This window comes from Candidatus Aquiluna sp. UB-MaderosW2red (genome assembly GCF_900100865.1).
Taxonomy (GTDB): domain Bacteria; phylum Actinomycetota; class Actinomycetes; order Actinomycetales; family Microbacteriaceae; genus Aquiluna.
The window spans coordinates 1,343,426-1,360,702 of sequence record NZ_LT627734.1 but is presented as its reverse complement, the minus strand read 5'-3'; the positions used below and the strand labels follow the sequence as shown (position 1 = coordinate 1,360,702).

The 17,277-nt window shown below is 51.8% G+C and carries 18 protein-coding genes; 14 read left to right on the top strand and 4 right to left on the bottom strand.

Translation table 11 applies throughout. From position 1 onward, the window contains the following. Positions 1-9: 9 nt before the first annotated feature. The 7 genes from BLP47_RS06950 to BLP47_RS06915 all read left to right on the top strand — a co-directional run bounded on the left by BLP47_RS06950 (position 10) and on the right by BLP47_RS06915 (position 5,355). On the top strand, positions 10-393 hold the full coding sequence (locus BLP47_RS06950; RefSeq protein WP_091851996.1) for a hypothetical protein: 384 nt from the start codon (positions 10-12) through the stop codon (positions 391-393). Then, positions 386-1,312 carry a riboflavin biosynthesis protein RibF gene (gene ribF / locus BLP47_RS06945; RefSeq protein ID WP_091851994.1) on the top strand — a complete coding sequence of 309 codons (927 nt, stop codon included), beginning with the start codon at positions 386-388 and terminating at the stop codon, positions 1,310-1,312. The genes BLP47_RS06950 and ribF overlap by 8 nt, the downstream gene beginning before the upstream one ends. Positions 1,313-1,321: 9 nt before the next feature. Next, positions 1,322-1,894 (top strand): DUF805 domain-containing protein, encoded by a 573-nt coding sequence (locus tag BLP47_RS06940; protein WP_091851990.1) that lies wholly within the window; start codon positions 1,322-1,324, stop codon positions 1,892-1,894. A gap of 143 nt (positions 1,895-2,037) precedes the next feature. Continuing rightward, entirely contained in the window at positions 2,038-2,307 is a 270-nt protein-coding gene (gene rpsO / locus BLP47_RS06935; protein ID WP_091851987.1) for a 30S ribosomal protein S15, read from the top strand. 137 nt (positions 2,308-2,444) lie between these two features. Next, positions 2,445-3,803: an ATP/GTP-binding protein gene (locus tag BLP47_RS06930; RefSeq protein WP_172807181.1), complete on the top strand. Its 1,359-nt coding sequence runs from the start codon at positions 2,445-2,447 to the stop codon at positions 3,801-3,803. A 21-nt stretch (positions 3,804-3,824) separates the two neighbouring features. After that, positions 3,825-4,412 carry an RloB family protein gene (locus tag BLP47_RS06925; RefSeq protein ID WP_091851981.1) on the top strand — a complete coding sequence of 196 codons (588 nt, stop codon included), beginning with the start codon at positions 3,825-3,827 and terminating at the stop codon, positions 4,410-4,412. A 268-nt stretch (positions 4,413-4,680) separates the two neighbouring features. Beyond that, positions 4,681-5,355: a hypothetical protein gene (locus BLP47_RS06915; protein ID WP_091851975.1), complete on the top strand. Its 675-nt coding sequence runs from the start codon at positions 4,681-4,683 to the stop codon at positions 5,353-5,355. Here the strand turns inward: BLP47_RS06915 and dcm are convergent. Beyond that, on the bottom strand, positions 5,339-6,598 hold the full coding sequence (gene dcm / locus BLP47_RS06910) for a DNA (cytosine-5-)-methyltransferase (RefSeq protein ID WP_197672370.1): 1,260 nt from the start codon (positions 6,596-6,598) through the stop codon (positions 5,339-5,341). The genes BLP47_RS06915 and dcm overlap by 17 nt on opposite strands. A gap of 280 nt (positions 6,599-6,878) precedes the next feature. Here dcm and BLP47_RS06905 point away from each other — a divergent pair, with 280 nt between their 5' ends. From BLP47_RS06905 to BLP47_RS06890, 4 genes are read left to right on the top strand one after another with little or no spacing between them, the layout of a single operon-like run. Beyond that, positions 6,879-9,095, top strand: coding sequence for a polyribonucleotide nucleotidyltransferase (locus tag BLP47_RS06905; protein ID WP_091851972.1), 2,217 nt, complete (start codon positions 6,879-6,881; stop codon positions 9,093-9,095). Next, a complete protein-coding gene (locus BLP47_RS06900; RefSeq protein ID WP_249883320.1) occupies positions 9,037-10,410 on the top strand; it encodes a pitrilysin family protein in 1,374 nt (457 codons plus the stop codon). The genes BLP47_RS06905 and BLP47_RS06900 overlap by 59 nt, the downstream gene beginning before the upstream one ends. A 13-nt stretch (positions 10,411-10,423) precedes the next feature. Next, positions 10,424-11,143, top strand: a complete 720-nt coding sequence (gene dapB / locus BLP47_RS06895; protein ID WP_091851970.1) for a 4-hydroxy-tetrahydrodipicolinate reductase — start codon at positions 10,424-10,426, stop codon at positions 11,141-11,143. Positions 11,144-11,147: 4 nt separating this feature from the next. Then, entirely contained in the window at positions 11,148-11,594 is a 447-nt protein-coding gene (locus BLP47_RS06890; protein ID WP_091851969.1) for a hypothetical protein, read from the top strand. Here the strand turns inward: BLP47_RS06890 and BLP47_RS06885 are convergent. Both BLP47_RS06885 and BLP47_RS06880 read right to left on the bottom strand, forming a co-directional pair. Continuing rightward, on the bottom strand, positions 11,565-12,008 hold the full coding sequence (locus BLP47_RS06885; RefSeq protein ID WP_091851966.1) for a DUF4395 domain-containing protein: 444 nt from the start codon (positions 12,006-12,008) through the stop codon (positions 11,565-11,567). The genes BLP47_RS06890 and BLP47_RS06885 overlap by 30 nt on opposite strands. Continuing rightward, a complete protein-coding gene (locus tag BLP47_RS06880; protein WP_091851964.1) occupies positions 12,005-12,451 on the bottom strand; it encodes a thioredoxin family protein in 447 nt (148 codons plus the stop codon). Before BLP47_RS06880 ends, BLP47_RS06885 begins: the two co-directional genes overlap by 4 nt. 79 nt (positions 12,452-12,530) lie before the next feature. On the opposite strand from BLP47_RS06880, the gene thyX reads away from it, so the two are divergent. Beyond that, on the top strand, positions 12,531-13,259 hold the full coding sequence (gene thyX, locus BLP47_RS06875; protein ID WP_091851961.1) for an FAD-dependent thymidylate synthase: 729 nt from the start codon (positions 12,531-12,533) through the stop codon (positions 13,257-13,259). A gap of 8 nt (positions 13,260-13,267) precedes the next feature. On the opposite strand, the gene BLP47_RS06870 is transcribed toward thyX, so the two are convergent. After that, complete coding sequence (locus tag BLP47_RS06870) at positions 13,268-14,527, bottom strand: SulP family inorganic anion transporter (RefSeq protein ID WP_091851958.1); 1,260 nt, start codon at positions 14,525-14,527, stop codon at positions 13,268-13,270. Between the two features lie 54 nt (positions 14,528-14,581). Between BLP47_RS06870 and dapA the strand changes: the two genes are divergently transcribed. Together dapA and BLP47_RS06860 are read left to right on the top strand one after the other, a co-directional pair. Beyond that, entirely contained in the window at positions 14,582-15,562 is a 981-nt protein-coding gene (gene dapA, locus BLP47_RS06865; protein WP_091851956.1) for a 4-hydroxy-tetrahydrodipicolinate synthase, read from the top strand. Then, on the top strand, positions 15,562-17,241 hold the full coding sequence (locus tag BLP47_RS06860; protein WP_091851953.1) for a ribonuclease J: 1,680 nt from the start codon (positions 15,562-15,564) through the stop codon (positions 17,239-17,241). The genes dapA and BLP47_RS06860 overlap by 1 nt, the downstream gene beginning before the upstream one ends. The last annotated feature ends 36 nt before the right edge of the window (positions 17,242-17,277 follow it).

Genomic DNA, 17,277 nt, shown 5'->3' with positions numbered 1-17,277 from the left:
ATTTAGCTGATGAAACAAAATCTCGGGGTCGGCAGACTTCTAATCGCCGTTTACGGTGTCTTTGCAATCTCCGCAACTGCTCGGGCGAGTTATCAACTCCTGCGTGAGTTCGATCAGGCCCCACTCGCCTATTCCCTATCCGCAATAGCCGCGATTATTTATATTCTCGCCACAATATCGCTGGCCAAATCAGGACCGGCTTGGCGCAAGATAGCCTTCGCAGCGGTGACATTTGAGTTGGTGGGAGTCTTGGCGGTTGGAACACTGAGCGTTTCGCACCCCGAGCTGTTCGGGCACCCTTCGGTTTGGTCTAATTTTGGGATGGGATATGGATATGTTCCGCTGGTGCTTCCGATTCTCGGCTTGGCCTGGCTTGTGAAGCGCCGTGCTTGAGATTTCTCTAGCAACTCAGTTGCCGCCGAATCATTCCGGTTTAGCTCTAGCGATAGGTAAGTTTGATGGCGTCCATTTGGGGCATCGTCAATTGGTGCATGAGTTAATCGAGTTTGCAGAAGAGGCCGGCTATGCCTCGTCTGTTTTGACTTTCGATCGCGACCCCAAATTCACTTTAGATCCGGTGAGCGCCCCCAAGGCGATAATTGGGCCGCGACAAAAAGCGGAGCTGCTGGAGCAGATCGGGGTGGATGTCCTTTTTACCCTCATGTTTGACAAAGCTCTCGCGAGTCTGAGCCCGGAAGAGTTTGTTATTACTCAGCTGGTCCCACTGGGGGTCAAGATGGTGTTCGTGGGGAAGGGCTTTCGTTTTGGCTCCAAGGGTGCGGGCGGGATTTCGGAGCTCAGGGAGTTGGGGCTCAAGCACGGCTTCAGGGCGCGCGAGCTGCCGCATGTGATGTTCGGCGATAAAAGAATATCGAGCACGTGGGTGAGAGAGTTGTTAGAAGTTGGCGATGTCGCGACCGCCTCTGTTTTATTAGGCACGAACCACAGCGTGACCGGTGAGGTAGAGCACGGTCGCAAACTTGGCAGAACTTTAGGTTTTCCAACCGCTAATCTCGCGCGCGATAGTGAAGGGTTACTGCCCGCGGACGGAGTTTACGCTGGCTGGCTGGTGGCCGATGGAGTTCGCTACCGAGCCGCCCATTCAGTCGGCACGAACGACAGCGTGGCAGCGGTGCCCAGGCTTCTTGAATCTCACGTGATTGGCCGGGATGACTTAGATCTATACGGTCAAATTGTCAGGTGCGAGTTTGTCACTCGGGTTCGCGGCTGGGCGAAATATGAAACTCTAGAGATACTCGTTGAGCAGATTGCTAGCGATGTAAAAGCGGCCTCCAAGGCCCTGGGGGAGTAGCTTTAGCATATGAATTTTGTGGATTCGGTGAAATCTGGCTTCAAGAACTTTGTGAACTTTCGGGGCAAGGCCTCCAGAAGTGAGTTCTGGTATTGGGTGTTGTTCCGCATCCTTTTGTCTCTAGTTCTTGGAACCGTGGAAAACGCTATTTGGCCGGCAACTATGGCCACCTCCGGAGATCTAGCCACGGATTTAGCCGCTGCCCTTTCGGCGCCGACACCGCTCACTTCGATAGCAACACTGTTGTTTTTCTTACCTGACCTTTCGGTGTTAGCCAGAAGGTTCCACGATGCAGGATTCAGTGCCAAGTGGTTGCTGTTGCAGCTCGCGCCAGTAATTTACGGAGTGTTTGCTTCGATCGGTGTTGTGGTGCTTTTGAACGACGCGGTCCTGGGCCAAGAGCTTTCCTCAGCAACCTTGATGACAATCATCTTCTTGGTGATTCCGTTATTTGCGCTTTTTGCAGTGGTGATCGTGGCGTATTTGATTATGACCACCAAGAAATCGCGCTCTTTTTACAATGGCAATAAATACGTCGAACCAACCCCTCTGGAGCCGGGCGATGAGGGAACCACAGCCTAGAAGGTCTCAAGTCCTTCTGAACCTGCCTAGCGCATTCGCGCTTTACCCTCTAAACTTCTCAGGTTGCCGTGTAACGGCCGCGGATAAATAGAGCAATAAACCCAATGTTTATTGCGCCGCGCAGCGGACGAAAGGATCAGTAAATGTCTCTAGACCCACAGGTAAAGACTCAGATCATCGAAGAATATGCCACCTCAAAGGGTGACACCGGTTCTCCTGAGGTACAAGTTGCAGTGCTGAGCCGCCGCATCCTGGACCTCACCGAGCACCTAAAAGAGCACAAGCACGACCACCACTCGCGTCGTGGTCTGTTGCTTATGGTTGGACAGCGTCGCCGCCTTTTGGGTTACCTTCAAAAGGTTGACATCGCTCGTTACCGTGCACTCATTGAGCGCCTAGGTCTTCGTCGATAAATAGTTTTTACTTAGAAACCCTCGGTGTGTATACACGCCGAGGGTTTTCTAGTTCCCAGGGGTTTTCCACAGGCCAATCTTTAGGCTTTGTTTATGAGAAAAAATCTCATAAACTCTAACAAAGATTGGAGATTAGAGTGATTATTGACTTTAGCGTTGAGAATTGGTCCTCTTATGGGGAAGAGGCAACCTTGAGCATGCAGGCCACCAAGGAGCGGAATCACCGCGAAAGGGTAGCTAAGGTCTCTAGCTCATTGAGTGTTTTGCCGGTGGCGGCCATTTTTGGCGCCAACGCTGCCGGTAAATCCAATTTGGTGTCTGCTTTGTCAGCTCTTAGGGGGCTAGTGACCAAAGCACAGCCCGATTTGAGCGACATTTCGGGTAGGCACTTTGCTTTTGAGTCAGTGTTCGCCAAGCGGCCAACTAAATTTGAAATTGAGTTTCTAACTGAAGGATTCAAATACAACTATCAAGTGGCAATTCATGAGGGCTTGGTAGTTCAGGAGAAGCTTGAACGAGGGATAGGCAAGCTTTCACTTGTGTTCGCAAGAAAAGGCAGTGAAGTTATTTGGGGTCCAAAATTTAAAGGGCTAGGGCATGAACTTGATGAACTTAGTCTTGAACAACTCAGGCCAAACCAGCTTCTGCTTAATTTGTCTGGCTGTCAAAGCGTCTCAGCCCTAGCCGCTCCAGTAAGTTGGCTAACGAATTCATTGTTGATCCTGCCACCCCCAGCCTCACAAGCACGGACACCAGAGGGACTATTGAAGAGCCTTGATGCCGCAGCCCTGACTTCTTTGACCAGCATTGACTTTGGGAGCCTAGGTTTTGACATCAAGACGATTTCCCTCGACCCCGCGATAGCTGAGGTGTTCACCAAGCTGCAGTCGGATATCTACGAACAGCTTTCACCTGCACTCTCTGAGCTGACGCAAAAGCTGTCAGCTTTGCAGCTGGGTATCAGTAGCGAGCTCTCGGAGGATTTGGTTGCACTTAGGGATTCTGCCAAAAAGGTATCTGAGCAATGGAGTAGGCCTGAACCGGATGCGAGCGAGCTGACCGTTACGCGAGAGAGTTTGGCCGGAGACGAAGTTTCATTGAGTATCCAAAGCGAGTCTGATGGCACCAAGCGAGCACTGGCTCTGCTGCCAGTTTTCCAGAAACTCATGCAAGAGGGCATGGAACTCACGGTGGTGATAGACGAGCTTGATTCCAGTCTGCACTCCTTGGCATCAAGAGCGCTTATTTCTAGATTCCTAGCAAGCCTCAACAGTGACTCACGGAGGCAGTTGATCTTCACTACGCACGACACTGATTTACTCACCACAAGCCTATTTCGCAGAGATGAAATATGGCTTGTGGATAAGTCGAAACGCACCATGCAGTCGGAGTTGTACGCTGTGATGGAATTTGAGGGCGTTCGCTACGACCACGATCTTCGAAAGATGTATTTGAGTGGGAGATTCGGAGCGGTGCCTGATCTTATGGCGGTCTAACAAACAGTCTGGAGTTTTCCCATGGGGCGAAAAAGAGCGACTGCGCCCGCCAGGCGAATCAAGCGGTCAATCTACATAATCCCAGAGGGCAACAAAACCGAGGTTGAATACATCAACTTGCTAAAAGACCTCACTCGCGACTCTGACGTCACACTCATTACTGATCCGGCCAGCACGAGCACAAGCCCACAGGCACTGGTGAAGCGAGCAACTAAAAGAGAGTCCGAGACGAAGTTCAGTGAAATTTGGATCATCTTTGACAAGGACGACTGGCCGCCTGAGCAAATTGAGGCAGTGTTGCGATGGGAGAGTCAGGGGCAGATCCGCCACAAAGCAATGTCTAACCCATCCTTTGAATACTGGCTGCTATTGCATTTCGAAGAGGGCCGTGAGCTCAGTAGAGTCGAGCTCAAGAAACGGCTCACACAGCACTGGCCAAACTATTACGAGTCCAATAAAGGGCTTGAGGCTAAAAAGTTTGATCTGGAAGCCATCCAGCTGGCGATTGTGCGAAGTAGGGCGAGGCTGGTGAGCAGGTCTTCGGATAACCAGGCGGGTTCGGAGGTGCACCTATTTGTAGAAAAGCTTTTAGTTCTTGACGGGGCATGAACCATTTTGCTAACTTTCCGGCGTATCAGCCACTTGACAAAAAAGGAACAGAGGCGCGAGCAGTATCCACCTGCCTTGCTACTGATGGCTCGACGGTATCGCCCCCCGTGTATTGGCTATGGTTGAAAAGATTACTCCCGTTTCACTGCTTGATTGTTGGGCGCCCAAGCCTTCTTGTCTTGCGCTCACTGCGCCTATTGGCAACTTGGGATGCCAAAAGTGCAGGTTGGTTGCTTTATGGTTGAAGCTGGATAGAAAGTAGGGGGCTATGAAATTTCGAACTTTTTCACATAGGCACGCACTTCAGATTTTGGAGAACACCAAGGAGTACTCAGAACTTTTGCGTGAGATTTTTGAATCTCTGGAAAACGTGACTGAGGAGCGATTGATTGAACACTTCCAGTACAACTATGAGGTTCCGGGTAAAGCAAAGAAATCAATCTCCGAATCGATTAACAAGCTGCTCAAATCTGAACTTGTAATCGCGGGTTGGAGGGTAGAGGCCCCAATATTTAGAGATGCTGATTTTGGAGAAGGTAAGTGGCGGTTGGATTTTGCTAAGAGCTGCAAGCTTCCCGCGTCGGACTCGAGGCCGTATGGGGATGCCGACCAGACTGGAATATCAATGGAGGTCGCATTCAATCACAGTGGATCAATTGCTTGGAATTTACTGAAGCCAGTCCTAGCCAGCGAGCTGAATCACGTTGAAAAAGCAATTCAAACTTCTGTTGGTGTGGTTGTAACAGCTACCAGGGCTTTGCAAGAAGCAGGAGGCTTCGATGGCGCCATCGGAGTTTACGAAGACTACGTGAGCCATTTGATTCCCCTAAGGGATGTTCTGACAGTGCCGATTCTAATCATTGGCCTTGAGGCGCCAGAAACGTTTGTGATGCGCCATGAAAAGCGAGGCACTACTACTTACGGCCTTATTTCAAAGAATTAAGACGATTTTTTATCTCGGAAGCGACCATAGTGACGAGTCCGACAACCAGTGCATTTCCCATAAAAAATGCTCGCCTGGAGTCAGAAAGCTCATTTCCCTGAGCATCGTATTTAGTCCAATTGTCTGGAAAGCCATTTAGTCTTTCCAGCTCGATTGGGGTCAGTCGCCTGTGACCGGATGAGGTGAGAATTACGTGCTTAAATCTGGATGCAGATGTCCCGCCCTCCGCTGTGAGAATTGTCCTGCTGGGTTTTTCTGTAGAGTCAGGAAACGCCATCCTCCCCTCCGAGTAGAGGTATTTGTGGCCGGATGTTGTTACTCGCTCTATTTTTTTTGAGCCCTTTAAATATTCCCATTCGCCAATCTTGGCCTCATCAACAAAAAACGAGGAAGGCACATCACCTTCATCAAGAAGAATATCCCCTAACACTTTTCTCGCGACGGGCTCCTCGGTTTCGATTTTGGAGGTGAAGACCGATCCGTTCTCGTAGACGCCACCCTCGAGAAACGGACTTGTTTTTCCGCCGAGATTGAACTCGTCGGAAAGTCGAACTAAGTCAGTGTCTAGCCTGAAATTCATCACTTCACCTTGGATGTGCGACTTTAGTGCTTTCCCCAGAATTCCAGTTTCAATGCTTTTGGCGGAAAACTCTTCGAACTTGTTGGCTAGTTCCGAAAGGGTTGCCACAATAAAAACGCGAATTCTCCTTTGGGGAAAACCGTGTTCTGCGGCATTTGCGATTCGCCATTCAACTCGGTAACCGAGGTCGCCAAGGGTGCGCAGCATGATGGCGAAGTCCCTCCCTCTTTGACCGGATGGTGACTTGAGTAGGCGGTCGACATTCTCAAGAAAAACGAATTTTGGCTTTTTCTGCGAAACAAGTTTGTGAATTTCCCACCAGAGCACCCCCTTTTTCCCCTCCAGTCCCTTTGAGGAGCCAGCGGTTTTGGCAACGGAGTAGTCCTGGCATGGAAACCCGCCAACAATGAGGTCTGCTTGCGGAATCAACGAATCGTCCTCTTCCGAGTGCGCCACTTCAACTGCAAGGTCTCGGTTTGAGTGGCCATCGTCCCCAAAATTTCGAACGTAACACGAGGAAGCGTGCTGAGCCTTTGTCGCAGGTTCCCACTGGTTCGACCAAATGGTGCGCCATCCCGCCTCGTCTAGTCCAAGACGGAAACCGCCGACTCCGGCGAAGAGCTCGATGGCTGAGGGGGGACTCAAGTGGATGTTTGATTTCACATTGCAAGCTTACTTTTTGCCACGGACATTATGAGTGGACTGAAGACTCAAATGGCGCACTAGGCGTGGAGTTCCTAGCCATTTCGTTACCTAGTCGTTAGACTTTATAAAGGAGATTCCGAAGGCGGGTCTTCGGTGGAATTTATTGGGTCAATGTCCCCAATTGGTTTTACTGACGGCCGGCACTTCACTTGCGAGTAGTAACTCGCCTCCAGCGCGCAGCAAAACAATGCGAATTGCCTTGTGGGTATTTGCGTGCGAAAAATAAAGAGGAGGGGCTATGGAAGGCCCAGAGATTAAATTCGCAGAAGCGATTATTGACAACGGTAAGCACGGCAAGCGCGTAATTCGGTTCGAGACTGGCCGTTTGGCACAGCAGGCAGCGGGAGCTGCGGCTGTCTACATTGACGAAGAGACCATGTTGTTCTCTGCCACGTCAGTATCAAAGCAGCCAAAGGACAACTTTGACTTTTTCCCACTAACAATCGATGTTGAAGAGCGCATGTATGCCGCGGGCAAGATCCCAGGCTCGTTCTTCCGCCGTGAGGGTCGCCCGTCAACGGCAGCAATTCTTGCTTGCCGTTTGATTGACCGACCGCTTCGCCCGTCCTTTGTTGATGGTCTTAGAAACGAAATTCAGGTCGTTGTGACCGTTATGTCGATTGAGCCAGATGAGCTTTATGACGTAGTGGCAATAAACGCAGCTTCAATGTCAACCCAGCTAGCTGGCTTGCCATTCTCCGGCCCGATTGCTGGTGTTCGTGTTGCACTGATCGATGGTCAGTGGGTAGCCTTCCCTAAGTACTCACAGCTAGCTAACGCCGTGTTTGACATGGTTGTCGCTGGTCGCGTTGTAATCGAAGATGGCAAAGAAGACGTTGCCATCATGATGGTCGAGGCTGAGGCTACTGACGTGAGTTGGGACCTAATCGCCGGTGGCGCTTTGGCTCCAACCGAAGAGGTTGTCTCGCAGGGTCTTGAGGCTGCAAAGCCTTTCATCAAGGAATTGGTTCGTGCCCAGAGTGACCTAGCGAAGCAGGCTGCAAAGCCAACCGCTGATTACCCAGTGTTCTTGCCTTACACCGAAGAGGTGTTGGCAGCTGTTGTGAAATCTGCTGGTGCAGAGCTCGCGACCGTTTACCAGATTGCCGATAAGCAGTCTCGTCAGGATGCCGATGATGCACTCAAGGCAAAGGTCAAGCTAGAGGTTGCTACCACTTTGACCGAAGAGCAGATGTCGCAGTTCTCTGGTGCGTATAAGTCAGCTACCAAAAAGGTAATGCGCGACCGAGTTTTGAAAGAGGGCATCAGAATTGATGGCCGCGGTCTAACCGATATTCGTGCATTGGATGCAGAGGTGGCAGTTATTCCTCGCACCCACGGTTCGGCCATCTTCCAGCGCGGGGAGACCCAGATTCTAGGTGTCACCACCTTGAACATGCTCAAGATGGAGCAGCAGCTAGATGCCTTGACCCCGGAAAAGTCAAAGCGCTACATGCACCACTACAACTTCCCTCCTTACTCAACTGGTGAAACTGGCCGCGTGGGCACTCCAAAGCGTCGCGAAATTGGTCACGGTGCATTGGCCGAGCGCGCACTGGCTCCAGTTCTACCGTCTCGTGAGGAATTCCCTTACGCAATCCGTCAGGTATCTGAGGCGCTGAGCTCAAACGGTTCAACCTCAATGGGTTCAGTTTGTGCTTCAACTCTTTCGCTACTAAATGCTGGTGTGCCACTTCGCGCGCCAGTTGCAGGTATCGCAATGGGCCTGATTTCAGACACTGTCGATGGCAAGATTCAGTACGCGGCTTTGACCGACATCTTGGGCGCTGAAGATGCGCTTGGGGACATGGACTTCAAGGTTGCCGGAACTCGTAACTTCATCACAGCAATCCAGCTAGACACCAAGTTGGATGGAATACCAGCTTCGGTTTTGGCCAGTGCGCTAAACCAGGCAAGAGACGCTCGTAATCACATCCTTGATGTGATGCTCGAAGCGATCGAGGAGCCAGATGAGCTTTCCAAGTACGCACCTAGAGTGATTGCAGTCAAGATTCCAATTGACAAGATCGGCGAGGTCATTGGGCCAAAGGGCAAGATGATCAACCAGATCCAGGACGAGACCGGGGCCGACATCTCAATTGAAGATGATGGAACCGTCTACATTGGTGCCACCAATGGTGAGAGTGCTGATGCGGCTAGGGCTGCCATCAACGCAATCGCAAACCCACACGTTCCTGAGATTGGTGAGCGCTTCCTAGGTACCGTCGTGAAGCTAGCCACCTTCGGTGCGTTTATCTCACTGATGCCCGGTAAGGACGGCCTGCTGCATGTTTCCGAGCTGAAGAAGATCTCAGGCGGCAAGCGCGTCGAGAACGTCGAAGACATTCTCGAGGTTGGTCAGAAGCTTCAGGTTGAAATCACCAAGGTAGACGACCGTGGCAAGCTATCGCTTTCCCCAGTTGTTGAAGATGGTGCCGAAGGAGCAAGCGAGTAGTTTGCTCTTCTCACTTAGAGATTCAGTCGAGTTCACCGCTGAGGCAGCCCGTGTTAATCGCACGGTGCTGCCCAGCGGTGTTCGCGTATTAACCGAAGAGATTCCCGGTGCACCCTCTGTAGCAGTTGCCGTTTCGGTAGCGGTTGGTTCAAGAGATGAGACCGGGGGTCACTTCGGTTCCACTCACTTTTTAGAGCATTTACTATTCAAGGGCACACCAACAAGGTCGCCGCTTGATATCTCTATTGCTTTCGATTCTGTTGGTGGATCCTCAAACGCCGCCACCGCCAAGGAATACACCAGCTATTACGCTCGGGTTTCCAACGCTGCTTTGGGTTTGTCACTTGATGTCTTGTTGGACATGTTTACCTCGGCCAGACTCGATGAAGCTGACTTCAATCTAGAGCGCACCGTGATTCTCGAAGAGCTTGCGATGAACGAGGATGACCCAGAGGATGTTGCACACGAAAATTTGGCTGAAGCACTGTTGCCAAACCACGAACTCGGCAGGCCAATTGGTGGCACCGAACAAACTATCAATGAGGTTGGCCGACAGGCGGTCTACAACCACTATAAAAAGCACTACATCCCCGAAAACCTGGTGATCACGGTTGCCGGCGGAGTGCCTCACGCCGAGGTGTTGAGGCTGGTTGAAAAAGAATTAGGCAAAGTTGGTTGGTTGTCGGGGATTAGTCATCCAACTCAAAGGCGCTCTCAGGTTCCAGATACCTTGAGCGCCGCCGAGCCTTTTAGAATTTTAGAAAAAGACGTGGCGCAGGCCAATGTTATTTTGGGCTTTCAGAGCATCCACGGCATGGATCCCGACCGCTACGCGGTGGGGATCATGAACACCATCTTGGGTGGTGGAATGAGCTCTCGATTATATCAGCAGATCAGAGAAAAGCGTGGGCTGGCCTATTCCACCTACTCTTACCAGCAGGGCTATTCTGACGCTGGGTATTTTGGTATTTATGCCGGCACGGCTCCCGAGAACGCCGAAAAAGTCACGCTCTTGATGCGGGAGATTTTCGATGGGGTAGTTCAAGATGGCGTGACAAAGGGTGAGCTGGATTTGGCCATGGGAAACCTAACTGGGGGCTTGGCGCTTCGTTATGAAAGCTCAATGGCTCGCATGAACCGGCTGCTTTCGGCAGAGATTGGTTCGGGGGAGTACCTTTCCACATCGGAAATCATGGAGCGTTTTAGCACCGTGAGTTTGGATGATGTGCAAAGGGTTGCGCAGCGGATTGCCTCAGGTTCAAGGTCGTTAGTCGCGGTTGGTCCAGATTTGGTCTCTCTTTCAGCTCACAGTTGATAGGGTCTTTAGCATGATTAGTGTTGCCATTTTGGGAGCCAGTGGTCGCATGGGCGCCTTGACTCTGGAGCTCGTCAACGACGCTGCAAATCTGTCTCTACACGCGAAACTCAACTCTGAGTCGGAGATATCCCAAATGCTGGGTGCCGATGTAATTGTTGACTTCACACTGCCAGATGTGAGCCCGAAGATGGTGGAATTTGCAATTGAGCACGATCAAAAAATCGTGGTGGGAACCTCTGGCTGGAATCAGAATAAGTTAGCGGGCCTGGATAGACTGCTGGCCCTTCATCCAAAGGCTGCAGTGTTGGTAATTCCAAATTTTTCAATTGGTTCAATGCTGGCTCAGGGTTTCGCCGCTCAGGCCGCAAAGTATTTTGATTCGATCGAAATAATTGAGGCTCACCACGCCGGCAAAATTGACTCTCCATCGGGAACCGCTGTCCGCACCGCCGAAGAGATTTCCAAGGCGCGATCGGGCATGGTGCAACCGCTTTTAACCGGGGTGGATCAAAGAGCTCGCGGTGAGGTAGTAGCGGGGATTCCGATTCACTCAATAAGAGTCCAGGGGATTAGCGCCAAACAGGATGTTCTTTTTGGCGGCGACTCCGAGGTGTTGAACATCTCCCATGAGGTCTCTTCGCTCAGGGCCTACTCAAACGGGATTCGGCTAGCCATCGAGTTTGCTGTTTCTGCAACTGGCTTGCATGTTGGCCTAGATAAGGTCGTTTAGGTTTATGAGCACAAAAATCTGGGTCCTGATTATGAGTCTTTTGACCGCCGCCTACATGATTTTGCTTGGTAGTCGCGGCGTAGTTTTGATTGCAGATCCGAACTGGATTGCCAAGGCAATGGGGCTTCTTATTCTGGTTTTCCCAATTCTTGGGATTTGGTCGCTCTATATGGAACTGCGCTTTGGGTTAGCAGCTCAGGCCTTAGTGCTTAGGGCCCGAAAGGCCGGTGTGCCAGAGCTCATGGTCGAGCTCAGGCCCTCTGGTAAGGCCGTGAAACAAAGCGCACTAATCGCCTTTGAGGGTGCCAAGTCAATTGCCGAAGCCGACCCCGAGAACTGGGAGAGCTGGGTCAGGTTGTCGGAAGGCTATGACGCGTCAGGGGATAGAAAGCGCGCTAGGTCAGCCATGCGCCACGCTATTTTATTGGCGAAGCAGACCAAGTCTTCTTAGCCCCAAGTACATCTGGCAACCTAGGCACAGCCCAAAGAATGCATTTAGGAACGCCGCGAGGAATATGAATGCGGCTGCGATTGTGACCCCGAGTGGCCAAACAAAGCCCGAAATGACCCCGAAAGCTGCAAAGCTCAATCCCACCTGCTGAGCAAAGTGTGGGGGGCGTGGATCCTCAAGTTCGGCCGGGGCCGCAAGTCTCGGGCGAACAAATTTTTGAAATAAATACGAATAGGGATGAGTGATGTTTTTGCCGAACACACTAAGTGCGAAAAGAGCAAATAGTAGCCACAAAATCAGCCAGGCATAAAGCCAGGTATCCAGGCTAAAGCCAAATGCAATGATGGCAAAAACGGATGTGATTGCCGCCCCAAATCGTGGGCCGCGCGGATCTATTCTCTGTGGCTGGGTCATAGTGCTCCTAGTTTCTCAAGCTCGGCTCTGATGATGGCCGATTTCGGTACTCCGCCAATGCGGAACTTTATTGTGCCAATTTCATCAAGGATGAAAACGGTTGGGGTCTGGCTGATCGAAAAATGGGCTGCTAAGTCAAGTCGTTGGGTGATGTCAACCTCAACATATAAGAGGTTCCCGTGCCGATATTCTAATTGTGAAAGTGATCTTCTAACCCCGGGGCATTGGCCACAATACTCGGTGGAGAATTGCACCAGGGTGGCTTTTTTGCCGAACTCGGTTACCGGCACCCCGTTTTTACTCACTTTTAGTCTGCTCAGGTTGATGGATTCCAGGGTCTTGACACGTCGTCCCCTGCCCGAGAAAACCTTGAAGCCTGCTCCGAGTGCAATTGCAATTGCAAATAGCAAACCGGCCCAGATCAGACTTGTATTAGGTAACACCTTGAAAGGCTATTTGATTTGCTTGTGCAAAATCGGTGTGTTGCGCTTTTTTACTTTCCGACTCCCTTAAACTTTCGAGGTGACCGAAATTAAATTTAGATCCGACGTGACCGTTGAGCTGGTTCGCTCAAGTGCCCGGGACGCAGACGTATTGTTCGCAGCTCGGGTTTCAACCATGGGCGAACTGACATTGGACAGCGCGCGTGAGACCGATGTAGAGGTGCAGAAGCGCGATAAGGGACTGATTAATTACCTGATGCGCGATCGTCACGGTTCCCCGTTCGAGCACAACTCAATGACGTTTTATGTGCAGGCCCCAATCTTTGTATTTCGCGAGTTCATGCGGCACCGGATCGCCAGTTACAACGAGGAATCCGGTCGCTACCGTGAGCTGCAGCCGGTGTTTTATGTTCCAGGCCCAGACAGGAAGCTGATTCAGGTAGGAAAGCCAGGGGCATACGATTTTGAGGACGGGACAGCCGAGCAAGCCGCTCTTGTCGCTCAAGAAACCATGGCCATTACACGAGCCGCCTATGAGTCTTATCAGCGGATGCTTGTGGCTGGCGTTGCCCGCGAGGTGGCGAGAATTGTGTTACCAGTGAACATTTACTCGAGCATGTACGTCACGATGAACTCGCGCTCACTGATGAACTTCTTATCTTTACGCACAAAGCGCGAGGGAACCCATTTCCCCTCATATCCCCAGCGCGAGATTGAGATGTGCGCCGAGAAGATGGAAGACGCTTGGGCCAAGCTCATGCCGCTCAGCTACGAGTCGTTTAACGAAAACGGCCGGGTAGCTCCGTAGCCCAATAATTAGTCACCGAGCGTCTCAAGCGCATCGATTTGAATTTTGTGCTTTGAGAGTTTTGTTTTTCGCAACGCTAAGTAAATCAATAGGCCGATAGCCAATGCACTTATCAGATCCAAAAACACGGTAGCTGTGATTGTGGTGAAGAGCACCATTGCATCTAAGGTCGATCTTCTAGCCGTGAACCGTAGCTCCTGGATTTTCACCATGTGCCAAGCGGTAGCAATCAGAACCCCACCGAGTGCCGCCAGGGGAATTTGAGCTATCCAGCTGGAGACCAGAAGCACAAACAGAAATAGGAATATTCCATGACTGATAGCGGAGAGCCTCGAGGTCGCTCCGGCTCGGACGTTGACCGCAGTTCTAGCAAGTGCTGCGGTGGCGGGTACTCCGCCGAAAAATGGCACAATCAGGTTCGCCACCCCTTGACCAAATAGCTCACGGTTCGGATTATGTTCCCCGGATTGCGCCATTCGGTCTGATATCTTCGCGCTCAAAAGGCTCTCGAGACCCGCGAGAAATGCGACCGCCAAGGCTGGCCCGAGCAGTAAAAGCCAATTCCCTCCCGATAGAAAATCCAATTCTGGCAAAGCGAATGTTGATGGCAGATCGCCAATCCGAGTGAGGTCTAAACTCAACGCATTTGCAATCATCGTGAGGGCGACCACGCTCAAAAGGGCGAGCGGCAGTTTTGGCCAAAATTTTGACCCAAGAATATTTCCCACTAGCGCCAGTAAACCGATAACCACCGGTGCCCACATCGGCTCGCGAAGCCAGGTTTGCCATTCCAGAATGACGTTTTGCCAGATGTGCTCGCCAGTTTCAAGCTTCACGCCCAGCACGAACGCCACCTGCTGCATCGCGATGACCAGCGCAATTCCCGCAGTGAAACCTTCAATCAAGGCCGTTGGTAGTCGATGGATGTGTTGCCCCAGCTTGAATAAGGCGGCGAGTATCAAAATGCCCCCTGCCATTAGCCCAACTTGCAGCACGGCGCTCACCCCGTAGCTCGCGACAATGGGGATCAGGATCACGGTCATTGCCCCGGTGGGTCCAGAGACTTGGTATTTGCTGCCCCCTAATGCGCTGGCAACAACTCCGGCAATCACCGCTGTGACCAAGCCGGCTTGGGCACCAAGCCCAGAGCCAATTCCGAAAGCCAAAGCGAGCGGAAGAGCCACAACGGCCACCGTCAATCCGGCAATCAAATTCCTAAAAATTACAGCGGGACCCCAGGAGTGAGCTTTTTGCTTTGGGAACCGCACACTCTTGACCCTACTCCTAGTTCAAACCAAGAAGGAGTTGAGTAGGCTAATCGGATGACTCAGGTTCAAAAAGACATCTTCGGCCAGGTGCTAGTGGCACTTGTCACACCCATGACCCCCGAGGGGGAGGTCGACTGGGCCGCCACTGAGCGTCATATTGACTATGTGATCTCCAATGGCGCGGACGGCATCGTAGTTACCGGCACAACTGGTGAGACATCAACCCTGACCGACCCGGAGAAAATCAAATTGGTCGAGGTGGGGAAGGCTGTCTCGGCTGGCCGAGCAAAAATCATTACCGGTGGCGGTTCGAATGAGACTGCCCATGCCATTCAGCTTTACCGCGAGAGCGAAAAGGCTGGAGCCGATGGAGTGATGATTGTCACCCCTTATTACAATAAGCCTACCCAGGCTGGCATCTTGACCCACTTCAGGTTGATTGCCGATGCCACCGATTTGCCAGTTTTGCTTTACGACATTCCTGGGCGCACCGGTGTGGCGATTGCTTCGGATACTTTTCATAGAGCCGCAAAGCACCCCAACATTGTGGCGGTCAAAGACGCCAAGGGTGACTTGGCTCAGGCCTCTAGGTTGATGCTGGAAACCGGACTGATGTACTTTTCGGGAGACGATTCTTATGCATTGCCGCATTTGTCAATCGGCGCTACTGGGCTGATTGGCGTGACAGCCAACATTGCTCCGCACGCCTACCGAGCCATGATTGATGCCACAAACGCGAATGATTTTCACGCTGCGCTGAAGGTCCATAACGCACTCGAGCCTCTACAGCGGGCAATCATGAATCACGTGCCGGGCACGGTTGCCGCCAAGTACGTCTTGCACGGACTTGGCCAAATCGACTCTCCACGGGTTCGTTTGCCGCTGGTTGGTCCGGAGGATTCCGAGGCAGCAGCCATCGAAGCCGGCATCGACCAGGTTATCTCGGTTCCGGGATTGAGCTTTGATAACTTCCGCCCAAACCGCAACGCCGCAGCTGGCGGAGCGCTACCAAAGATTGCAGGGACCACTCGCTAATGGAAATCAAAGCACCAGAAAAACTTGCCAAGGGCACGCTCAGAATTGTGCCACTCGGTGGCCTGGGTGAAATCGGTAGAAACATGACTGTCTTCGAAATCAACGATCAGATTCTGATTGTGGATTGCGGAGTGCTTTTTCCCGAAGAGACTCAGCCCGGTGTCGATTTGATTCTGCCCGACTTTAGTTATTTGGAAGACAAGCTCGACCGAATAGCCGGCATCGTTCTAACCCACGGTCACGAGGATCACATCGGCGGTGTTCCATACCTTTTGAGGCTGCGCCAGGACATTCCAATATTAGGCTCGCGCCTCACTCTCGCTTTGGTTGAAGCCAAGCTCAAAGAGCACCGCATCAACCCCTTTACTCACACCGTAAAAGAAGGGGAGATCGAGCAGGTGGGGCCTTACTCCCTAGAATTTATAGCTGTTAACCATTCGATTCCAGACTCGCTCGCGGTTTTGATTCGCACCGAAGCGGGGTCCGTTTTGGGCACCGGTGACTTCAAGATGGACCAGCTACCACTTGACGGAAGACTCACGGATCTTCGAGCCTTCGCTCGCATCGGAGAAGCCGGCCTGGATTTGTTTATGGTTGACAGCACCAATGCTGATGTGCCTGGGTTTACTCCGCTTGAAAGCGACATTGGCCCGGTTATCGAATCTGTGATTGCTAAGACACCGGGCAAGGTCGTGGTGGCATCGTTTTCTTCTCACGTTCACCGAGTGCAGCAGGTTATTGATGCAGCGGTTGCGAATAACCGCAAGGTGGCTTTTGTAGGACGCTCCATGGTTCGCAACATGGGCATCGCTCAGGAGTTAGGTTTTCTCAAGGTTCCAGATAAGTCAATCATCGAGATGCGTCAGATTCCGGACTACCCCGATAACAAGGTGGTGTTGATGTCCACCGGGAGTCAAGGCGAGCCCATGGCTGTTCTTTCTCGGTTGGCGAATCGCGAGCACCAAATCTCCATTGGCGAGGGAGACACCGTCTTGATGGCTTCATCTTTGATTCCCGGCAACGAGAACGCGGTTTATAAGGTAATCGACGGCCTAACTCGAATTGGCGCCAACGTTGTTCATAAGGGAAATGCCAAGGTGCACGTTTCTGGTCACGCCGCAGCCGGAGAGCTCCTTTACTGCTACAACATTCTGAAGCCTAAAAACGTAATTCCGATTCACGGAGAGTTCCGCCACCTCGATGCGAACGCGGCACTAGCCATAAGAACCGGTGTGCCCAAAGAACGCGTTTTAGTGGTTGAGGACGGCGTGGTTATTGATCTCAAAGACGGCATCGCAGAAGTAGTTGGGAGAGTTCCCTGCGGAATGCTCTATGTCGATGGGAAGACCGTTGGCAAGATTACAGAAGACGATCTAAAAGATCGTATGATTCTTGCCGCAGAGGGTTTTATCTCTATTTTTGCGGTGGTAGACAAAGATGGCAAGGTTGTTGAGGGTCCCGAAATCAGGGCCCGAGCCTACGCCGAGGACGATCACGTTTTCGATGACATTTTGCCGGCTATCTCGAACGCGCTTGCTGAGGCTCAGGCCGGTGGCATGCGCGACACCTACGGCTTGCAGCAGGTCATTCGAAGAACCGTAGGTAATTGGGTCGCAAAGGCTCACCGCAGAAAGCCGATGATTATTCCAATTGTGGTTTCCTCGAAGCGCGGTGCCTAAGGCCAAAATGCTCCCAAGCGTTGATACCTTTATCTA